The organism is Amycolatopsis sp. NPDC051045 (assembly GCF_040682955.1).
Lineage (GTDB): Bacteria > Actinomycetota > Actinomycetes > Mycobacteriales > Pseudonocardiaceae > Amycolatopsis.
In genome coordinates, this window is record NZ_JBFBCC010000058.1 from 1 (window position 1) to 9,338 (window position 9,338).

The window sequence follows — 9,338 nt, forward strand, 5'->3', positions numbered from 1 at the left end:
CCACAACGGCTCCGGACACCACTTCTCCACATCGCTCATCGTTGATCAACAATATCGCCTACCCCACAACACCCCCAAACGAGATGCGGTCTTAGTGACGATCTCGTGGTAGCGGGCATCGGCCGGGTCGACGCCAAGCCACGCCAGGCCGCTGCGGGCAAGGCCGTTGTCGCGGTGGCGGCCGAGGAACCGCACGGCGATCAGCCCCCGCAGGACGTCATCACCCAGGTCTTGCGGGGCGTGCGAGCCGAAGGCGGCGTCGGCGCCGTGCTTGCGGCCGTCGCGGACGAACTCGAGCGCGATCTGCTGGCCCTCGGGGGTGCCGGTGACGTTGTATGCCTCGTCGCAGATGAACTCACCCCACCGACCGGGCGTAAAGCAGATCTCCTTGGCGATCGCAGCGATAAGCAGGTGGAACGCGCGACCGAAGAGCTTGCGCGGCGGGATCCGGGCGGCCATCCGTTCGTTGCTCATCTCCAGCGCGCTCGGTAGGGGGATCTCGTTGGTGCAGAACACGACCATGTCGGCGCCGAAGAGGTCAACCGGCGTCAGTTCCGGATCGAAGATCGGTCGGGTGATCGGGTCACGCCGCAGCCGCTCGAGCCGATCGGCGAGCGCCCGAGCCGCGGGGTCCCGTCCGCCGTGTCGCCGGAGCGTGTCGACAAGCCGATTGCTGGAGGCGTCCGGGTGACCGCTGACGTCATCGAGTCCCCGGCCGAGTGCGTCCCGTTCGGCGGAGTTGGACTCCAGGTCGAGCCAGGACGCGAAGAACGTCTCGGCGATCCCGGTGCTCGACTTGCTCGCGCTGCGGAAGACCCGCAGCGGATCGCAGGAGTGTCGCAGCTCGGCCGCGGCGGGTCGGTCGTCGAGGCTGGGGTCGATGATGTCGACGATCTGCGCGTCACCGGGCAGCGCGGCGGCGACCGGTGTCCATTCCCGGCTACGGGTGCGGTCGATGACGATCACCCGCCCGTCGAGCATCAGCCGGACGACCGCAGCGACGTTCTTCAGCACGACCGACTTGCCAGCGCCGAGCTCGCCGATCACGGCGATGCCGCCGGAGGAGTCGTGGGTCGGCCCGTAGGTCGGATCGAGCAGGAACGGAGCGATAGCACCGCCGTCAACGGTCAACCCGAACAGCGCGCCGGCAGGATCACCGAAATCCGTCGCCGACACCGGCAGCAGCATCGCCGCGTCGGTGGCGAGGAGATTCTGGCTGCACTCGCGCACCACCATCGGTGTCCGGCTGCCCGGGAGCATGGCCTGGTACAGCTGCCGCTGCCCGCCCAGCGGCCGCTCCCACCGGTACTCCCCGCCCAGGAACGCCTGCCGCAGCGCCTTGGCACGCGCGTCGGCCTCCTGGCCGGTGGCGCCCCAGACACCGACGACGACGCCGACTTCCAGGTCGATCTCGGTGGAGCTGGCACCGAGGCGAGCGTTCTTGTGCTGGATCTCCTCCTGCGCTGAGACCACATCCGCCGGGACCCCGGCGGTGTCGCCGGCGTGCTCCTCGTCCTGACTCATCAGGTCCCGGGTCCGACGACGGTTGGCCGCGCGGGCCTCCTCGTTGGATCGGGCGGTGATCCGCAGCGCGTAGTCGACGCCGAAGCCGATGTCGGCGAGCCGGGCGAGGATCTCGTGCCCGGGAAAGGTGAAAGCCCGGGGCATCTCGGCCAGGACGAGGTACGCCTGGTAGCTGGTGACGGCGCCATCGTCGCGCGGGGTCACACACTTGACGAACCGGCGGTTCAACAGCCCCAGCGGCCCCCAGCCCGCCCGGTCCTCGACCGAGTCGGTGCGACCGCCTTCGTCGAACACGCACGAGCGCAGCACCGTCAGCCGCGCACGCCCGCTCCCTCGCCGCACCGTGACACCCGTGTTGTGCACCGCGGTCGTGCGGTCGAGCTGGGGCTCGTCGACGCCGCGAACCGGAGCGCGGCACAGCCACCACAGCAGCTCGGCCTCCGTCGCCGGCCGCAGCGGGACGGAACCGCCGAGCTCCTGCGCCGCGACCCGAGCCCGCTCCCGACCGACCGCGACCGCGGCAACCGACGCCGGCCGGGCCGGGAGACCGAGCTGTTCGGCGAGCGCTGCACTCGTCGCCCGGAGCATGGCCTGGGCCGACTCTCTCCAGCCACGCCCAGCCAGCGGCTTGGCGAGCCAGTAGCTGCGGCCGAGGACATCGAGAGTGTCGAGCTGGTCCCAGGCGTTGTGGACAGTCTCAGCCCAGTGCGGGTTGGCGTCCAGGTCGATGCCGTCGAGGCAGCGCTGCACGATCGCGTGGGCCTGGACCTGCTCGCACAGCGACGCGATCATCACCTCGCCCCGCAGCGACTTCATCAGCGTCACGGTGCGGTCATAAAGTTCCCGCAGCTGCCGCCCCGCGGAGCGGGCGCTCTCGTGCGGCAGCACCCGCCACACCGCCCAGGTCGAGCCGTCGACGCAGAACAGCAGATTCCCCGCCACGTCGGTCACCGGGCTGTCCATCACCGCGCCCGAGCCTGGGCCAAAACCAGCTGCAGCGACGACACCGACGGTTCCTCGAGCTCGTCGCGAGGATGCACGTAGAGCGCGGCGCGGGTCCGCTCAGGTCGCGCAGGCCGATACGCGCGGCGGCCGAGAGTGCCGGACGTCGGCGCGAGGAGATGCGCGCCGAGGCCCACCAGCCAGCCGAGCGGAGTGCGCGACTCGATCCGCGCGCGCCGGAGGAACACCGCCGACAGCGGCAACCCCCAACGAGCCGGGCCGAGCCAGTCCAGCAGCGGCAGCTTCCACACCACGACCAGCAGGACCAGGAACAACGCGCCCTGGGTCACGGTGTACGGGCCACCGGGCAAGTAGCCGCCGTCGCGGCCGGGCATCCGCCCGAACATCCGCGGGAACCGGCGAGAGCGGGTGTAGGAGCGGCCGACCAGGACATCGCCGCGGCTCTTCTGCGCGGTCAATGCGTGAACCAGGCGCCGAACATGCCAGCGACCGCGTCGAGGTTGAGCAGGATCCCCAGGAAGATCGCCGCGATCACCCCGTACTTGATCGCCCGTGTGAAGTTCCCGCGCGTGCCGATCAGCAGCCCGATCCCTCCGACGATGGCCGCGAGCAGGATCAGCCGCCGGACGGACTGATCTCCCCAGGCGAGGTTGGTGTCGATCCAGGACTTCACGTCCGCGGCGAGCACGATCATTGGAGTTCTCCTCGGCCTCAGCGGCCCGCGATCAGCGGCGCCGGATCGATGCGGTTGATCTCCCACCGGCCGGCCCGTGCGACGAGGGTCAGCGCGTAGTCGACTGGGGTGCTCTGCCCGGTGGCGTCCCAGGCCGAGGCACGCACAAGGCTGCGGACGGCAGTGCCGTCGGGCGGCCGGGCGGCTTGCCCCGGCTCGAACTTTTCGTGCGTCCGCACCTCGGCCAACTGCACCGCGGCGAACGGTGCTGGCTTCGGCAGGCCGAGGCTTGCTCCCGGGCTGACGAACCGATCGAGCTGGCCTTGCCCCGCCAGGTAGGCGGCCAGAAACCCCGTGACCGACTGCCCGATCGGCCCAGCCGGATCGGCGACCTCGTCGTAGGCGAGCGCGGCGGCGCCGAGCGTGCCGGGGCAAGCAACCGGTGAGGGCAGCGAGGTGGCAACGTAGGTGTCGCCGGTCCCGGCCAGCGCGACCTGGGCACACAGCAGCGACGCCGCGCGCTTGCCGTCCGGCTGCAGCACCAGCACGTCGGCGACCACGACGACCGACCACACCCCCGGCGTCGGCGAAGTCGCCGAGACGACCGCGGTGTCGACCGGGACCTGGGTGCCGGCCGCTCGCTGCGACTTCATCCCCGGCGGGTAGAAGGCCTCCAGTCCGGCCGGATCGTCTCGGGTCACCGAGAGCCAGGAGCGCACGTACATCTCCGCCCAGCCCTCCGGAGTAACGGAGGGCGCGGGTGCGCCGCCGTCCCGCATCGACGGCGCACCCGCTGGCTGGAGAACGACCAGTCCAGCGATGGTCAGCAGCGGGCCGGCCAGCACGGCCAGCCACGCCGCCACCCGACCGGCCCGGCGAGTCGCACCTCGAATCGCCGACTCCGCCTCCGCGTCCGGCAACAGCTCGGCCAACACTCCTCTGCTGGTTCGGCCGCGACGACCAAGCACGACACGACCTCCTCCGCCAGTTCCGGTTGTTGTTCGAAGGCACGCAGTCCTGGACCCCGGTGTGATTCAGCCGGCCCTGGGAAGGTCGCGACCCGGATACTCCGCCGCGGCTTCGGCCAGCTGTTCGAACGCGCGGCGGCGGTGACGGGTAATCGTCGGCTGGCTCAGCCCGATCAACGTGCCGATCTGGCGATCGGTGGCCACGCCGTCGCGGCCCACCGGGTCACCGAAATAGCGGGTGATCAGGATGGCGGCCGAGTGGTCATCGAGCCGGCTTTCCTCCACCGCCCACGACAGCAACTCGAGCAGCTCCTCCGAAGCGTCCATCTCCGCCAGCGCGGCCGCCATCGGCCGGTGCATCTCGTCGTCGTCGATGCTGACGATGTCCGCGGCGGCCTGGCCGTGGTCGACGCCGAAGTCGCGCTGCGCGGCGCGCTGGGTCTCCCGCATGAGGTTCGCCGCGACGCGCTGCCGGCGCCGCAGCGGGTAGCAGCGGGTCTGCTCCCACAGGTGCCCGATCACGACCGCCTGAAATGTCGCGGCTTTCTTCCGAGGCTGAGACGCCACCGCCGGTCACGCCGCGTCGGACCCCGACCGTGCTTCCCGCCGCTCGCGCCACACGAACGACGCGACCGACGATGCCGGGTACAGCCGGCAGCATCGCGTTCACCACCATCTCGGTCGCCGTGACTCCGCCGCCGCCTGGCGACGCCGCCCGCACCAAGAGGGCATGCAGCAGCTCGTCGTGGCGGGCGTAGTCGCGGGTGGTCAAGACGTCGACCAGCCCCCGGTGACACGTGATCGCCGACAAGGCGGGGTACTCGGCGGCCCACCTACATAGGACCTGATCGAATCGTGCCACAACGCGGAGCTGCCGGAACTGGGCCTGCAGCATCGTCAACGGGCTGTTCACAATGGATCGGCTAGCCATGGCCGGCTCCTTCGCTCGGATAACAAGATCCGAGCAAGCGTTCGACCAGGCGTTCGCGCCGTTCCTGGGCCATGACCTTGCCCTCACCCAGGAGCAAGCCTGATTCACCCGAACGAGCTACAGTCGCAGTCCTCGGGCATCGCGGCGACCTCCGGATTCTCGGCTGTGTCCATGCCATTGACGTCGAACGGCTCTGGCCAGCCTTTATCGCGCTTATGTCGGGCGTTCAGGCCGGGTTCAGTGGATCGGCTTGGCCTCGGAGCCACGGCCGTAATCGCGGTGCTTACGCAGGTCGCCTAGATCGCCCCCCGACCCCAGACGCGAAGAAGGCCCAGGTTGTTGACCTGGGCCTCTGCTCCCCCGCTTGGACTCGAACCAAGAACCCTCCGGTTAATTGGAGGTTCTAGACGTGGGTCGACATCAGTCGATCTAGCCGGGATGGTTGCATTCGCTCATGCCCTGATTCGGCGTCAATCGACGTCGATCGTCACCGTTGATGGAGTATAAATGCTCCCTCGTTTGTGATCATCAAGCGACGAAGGCGGCTGGTTAGGGTGACCCGGTCGCGGCAGCCGGGAAGCTGGCGTGGCCCTCGCCACTGTGATCAGGAAGCCGATCGGCCGGACCTCTGAGGTGACTGTGGACGGCCAGCGCTGCCGAGCGGCCCGATCCAGTTGATGTTGTCCTGGATGTCGCGATCCTCGCTCGCCGTCCGTGGCGAGCGCTGCCCCGCACGACCATGCAGTTTCCCGCCGAGAGAGATCAAATCACCTTGGCGTCGGCGCGTGACGGTCCTCATGGGGCGAGGAACTCGATCATCTTGATGCCAAGGCCGGTGATCGCAGTGAACGCGGCTCCGGCCGAGATGAGGGCGGTCAGCGCTGAAGCGCCGCTGACGTGGAACAGCCCGCCGATGATCGCGGCGCCTTCGCCGTGCGTGCATCGACGCCCCGGCACGAACGTCTTGCGCAGAGGAACATCCGGTCATGCCGCGGATAGCGCGTTGCTGGTCGGGCCACGCTCAGCGGCAACTCAACCTGCGGGCGACCGCGCAATTCTCACCAATCTCGCTGGGGCAGGCGGCAACACCTGCTCCGCGACCGCCGAGCTGGCGACGGCCGCCGAGTCCGCCGTTCGACCGCCGCGAAATCCGGCTCTTTGGGGAACGCCTGCAGTGCCACGTCACCGAACGTCGTGGTTCAGCCACCGGAGCCCGTAGGCATACCCCTGCTGAGGGCCAGCGAACTCCTGCGCCACCTCACACGCACCGTCCAGCGCCAGCGGCGGGCCCGGCGGGGAAGGGTCAGCGAGCACGGAGGGCTGCACCCGATCCACCCCCCACACCATTTCCGGCGGTCGCCGAGGGTCGAAACGGACCCGCACGCTGAGCGACTCGCACGTCATCAGCGGCACGAATATGTATGACGGCCGGATGGGCGCCCCGTCCCGTACCCGGAAGGCCAGAGAGTATGTGTGTGTCTCGCCCTGCGCCAGGGGGCGTGGCAGGTCAAGCAGCCAACGAAAGTGCCGCTGCCCCATTCGCTCGGCGTCGGTGATCCGGACACCGTGCTGGGCGTCGACGGCCACCTGCCGCTCGCCGTCGTCGCCTTCGTCGGGGCGGGGGACGGTGAACTGAGCGGAGATCCGGCTCAGCCCGTCGCGAGTCGCGACAATCAACCGTTCCTCGATCAGCTCCGGCTCGGCGGTGTCCAGCCGCACGAGGACGTTGAGCCGCTTGACGAACCAGCCCGGATCCGGGTTCGATGCCGCGTCGCCGGGCCTCGCGCTGGCCTCGATCTCAGCGGCTAGGCGGGCGAAAGACCGGTCGATCCGCCGCCGTGCAGTGCGTTCGGAAACGCGCAGCCGATCCGCGAGGACGCCGACGCGGTCGCTGAGTGCCGCGTGCTGCGTGCCGGGGGCGATGCCTAGGGCGACGTTGACCGCGAGCCGGTCGTCGGCGGGGAACTCGGCGATCGCGCTGGAGATCGCGTCGCGCAGCACCCGCCGCGCTTCCCGGTCGTTCGTCGACTCGTGGATTCCGCACCAGCCGTGAATGAGCGGACCGAGACGGCCGCGCAGCTGTTCGCCTTCCAATCCCCGTCCGCGCCGCAACGTGGCGAGGTCGCGTAGCAACTCGTCCTCGTATGTCATGGGATCTCGATTGTGGGGACTGTCCAGCCAGAGGTCCGCGGTGGAGAAGTGATTTACAGCAGCCGCCGACACGCTGGCCATGGCCATGGTCCGCTCGCCGACGGTGACAGAGTGCACGACCTCCTTGAACGCAGGCGTGGCAGTGAGGGGTTGGGCGTTCTGAGATTGGCCGGTCACGTGGCGCGATAGAGTCTGCGCAACATTGTCGTCGTAGTTCTTCGCCAGACCGTCTGCGGCGTTCAGGTCGTTCTGTTCGGTCCGGAAGGCCTCTCGGAGGCGGACGAGGGCGCGATGCTGCACATGCCGCACCCTGTCCGGCGTGATCGCGAGGATTGTGGCCACGTCGGCGGAGGTGAGGCCAGCTGCGGCCCGCAACACGATCACGGTCCGGTCCAGCGGTGGCAGGGCGTTGACCACTCGCACGGCAGGATCGCCGCGCGGTGGGCTCACGAGGTTCGCAGCGGCGTCGACCTCGGCCTCGGCAACCTGGAAAATGCTGCGGAGGAAGTCGTCGCCAGAGCCGGTGAACTCCGGCAGGATCATCAGTGCTCGGATGCAGACGTCCTGCAAGAGGTCCTCGGCCCGAGAGTTTTTCGTCCCGAGCCGGGCGCGGCAGTAGACCGTGACTGGACCGACTACCCGATTGACCAGTTCGCCGATGGCTTTCGATTCGCCGGCAACCGCCGAGCCAATGAGGTCGTCGATGGTCAGGCTGCGCAGACCAGCCTTTGCCTGACCAGCCAGCTGCCCTTCGAGCTGAAGCATCGTGGTCTGTCCGTCGGGAGCGGCGACTAGGGCGTCCGGGACGCCGGCGGGGTCCGCTACGCGCTCGATGATGGCCTCGGCTAGGTCACTGGAAGTGCGGTCACGCATGCTCCGCGCCCCGGGAGTCCCGAAGGACGACTTCTCGATCAGCTCGTCGATGCCAGCGAGGAGGCGCATCAGGTTCTTCATGCACTGGCTCCGTTCTCGAGTCGACGGCGATGGCGAAGAAGGATCTGCGCGACCGTGCCGCGGCTGACCTCGGTGTCTACACTGAGCAGATCGGCGATCTCGACGTAGGTGTAGCCCATGGTCGAGGCTGCTAGGGCCGTTCGCGTTCGGTCGTCGGGCAAGGCTTGTAGACCGTCGGCGATCTGCCGCCACACTATCGCGACGTCATCTGGTTCATTCGCTCGCTGAGCCAGCACCGTCCCAACATCCTCGAGGTCCGAGCTGGTACCGACCGCCGGGCAACGCCGCTGCTTCTCGTGTTGGGTCTTCCAACTGCGGTAGATGGCTGGAAAGACCAGCACACAGGCGCCGATGAAGTAGGTTCGCAGTGAGGCGCCGCCCTCTGGGGTCCAGCCGCCCCCGACAAGCGCGTTCTTCCTGAATGTCTTGATGGCACTGACGACCGCGTCGGTAGCCAAGTCGATCCTATCTTCGTCGGACCACGTCAACGGGACGGCGCCGATCGGGCGGTCCGTCCTGCTGCAGTGGGCGAAGATCTCACCGGTACGTAGCCACGCCAACATCACGGCGTGGCCGTAACGGGCCAACTCCTCGACGAAGCGGTCCCACACCGGGCCATCGAAATTCTCTGCGGCGAGTTCATTGCGTAGCGCAAGATCATGTCGTCGACGTTCAAGGAACTCGGCCGCGCGTTGAATGCCGTCGTCGTCGGCTTCAAGCTCAGCGAGATCGCGGTCTTGGTTTGGTGTTGTAAGCGCTGCGTTCGCATCGTCATCGGGCGTGCCGTCCGCGCGTGCCCGGCGACCCTGCATCATTCCTACCTTTCCCGATGGGTATGACGTCCGTTCAGTGGCCTACGCCGATCGCCAACGCGATCCCTACGGTTGCGTTCCTCGACGGTCCGTCCTATGCCGCAGCTTCCCACGGAGTTACGCATCCCCCGAGAATCCTCAAAGCAGCTTCTACGAAGGTCAGGCGTGATTCTTTGACTCCCCGCGGCATAACAAGCCGTCGAGACAACCGCCCGCCATCGTCCCGGAGTCCCGATGCCGAAGCCATCTCCCAACCCGCCCCCGCTGCTAAGACCGCATCTCGTTTGGGGGTGTTGTGGGGTAGGCGATATTGTTGATCAACGATGAGCGATGTGGAGAAGTGGTGTCCGGAGCCGTTGTGG

General features: G+C 68.3%; 8 protein-coding genes. All 8 read right to left on the reverse strand.

Features of this window, described 5'->3' with window-relative positions:
- Positions 1-45: 45 nt before the first annotated feature.
- Positions 46-2,475 (reverse strand): ATP-binding protein, encoded by a 2,430-nt coding sequence (locus tag AB0M80_RS43990; protein WP_364576504.1) that lies wholly within the window; start codon positions 2,473-2,475, stop codon positions 46-48.
- Positions 2,476-2,486: 11 nt separating this feature from the next.
- Positions 2,487-2,945, reverse strand: coding sequence for a hypothetical protein (locus AB0M80_RS43995; RefSeq protein WP_364576505.1), 459 nt, complete (start codon positions 2,943-2,945; stop codon positions 2,487-2,489).
- Positions 2,942-3,181 (reverse strand): hypothetical protein, encoded by a 240-nt coding sequence (locus AB0M80_RS44000; RefSeq protein WP_013229063.1) that lies wholly within the window; start codon positions 3,179-3,181, stop codon positions 2,942-2,944. Before AB0M80_RS44000 ends, AB0M80_RS43995 begins: the two co-directional genes overlap by 4 nt.
- Before the next feature lie 17 nt (positions 3,182-3,198).
- Complete coding sequence (locus AB0M80_RS44005; protein WP_364576506.1) at positions 3,199-4,092, reverse strand: conjugal transfer protein; 894 nt, start codon at positions 4,090-4,092, stop codon at positions 3,199-3,201.
- Positions 4,093-4,194: 102 nt separating this feature from the next.
- A complete protein-coding gene (locus tag AB0M80_RS44010; RefSeq protein ID WP_364576507.1) occupies positions 4,195-4,578 on the reverse strand; it encodes a hypothetical protein in 384 nt (127 codons plus the stop codon).
- A gap of 1,276 nt (positions 4,579-5,854) precedes the next feature.
- Positions 5,855-6,016: a hypothetical protein gene (locus AB0M80_RS44015; RefSeq protein ID WP_364576508.1), complete on the reverse strand. Its 162-nt coding sequence runs from the start codon at positions 6,014-6,016 to the stop codon at positions 5,855-5,857.
- Positions 6,017-6,241: 225 nt separating this feature from the next.
- On the reverse strand, positions 6,242-8,164 hold the full coding sequence (locus AB0M80_RS44020; RefSeq protein WP_364576509.1) for a sigma factor-like helix-turn-helix DNA-binding protein: 1,923 nt from the start codon (positions 8,162-8,164) through the stop codon (positions 6,242-6,244).
- The gene (locus AB0M80_RS44025; RefSeq protein WP_364576510.1) at positions 8,161-8,976 is read right to left on the reverse strand and encodes a hypothetical protein; all 816 of its coding nucleotides are present in this window, start codon (positions 8,974-8,976) and stop codon (positions 8,161-8,163) included. The genes AB0M80_RS44020 and AB0M80_RS44025 overlap by 4 nt, the downstream gene beginning before the upstream one ends.
- Positions 8,977-9,338: the final 362 nt, after the last annotated feature.

What these genes read in the sequence shown, in the direction of transcription:
- AB0M80_RS44010 (WP_364576507.1), bottom strand. Translation starts at nt 4,578, where the DNA reads ATGCGGGAGACCCAGCGCGCCGCGCAGCGCGACTTCGGCGTCGACCAC.
- AB0M80_RS44025 (WP_364576510.1), bottom strand. Translation starts at nt 8,976, where the DNA reads ATGCAGGGTCGCCGGGCACGCGCGGACGGCACGCCCGATGACGATGCG.
- AB0M80_RS44000 (WP_013229063.1), bottom strand. Translation starts at nt 3,181, where the DNA reads ATGATCGTGCTCGCCGCGGACGTGAAGTCCTGGATCGACACCAACCTC.
- AB0M80_RS44020 (WP_364576509.1), bottom strand. Translation starts at nt 8,164, where the DNA reads ATGAAGAACCTGATGCGCCTCCTCGCTGGCATCGACGAGCTGATCGAG.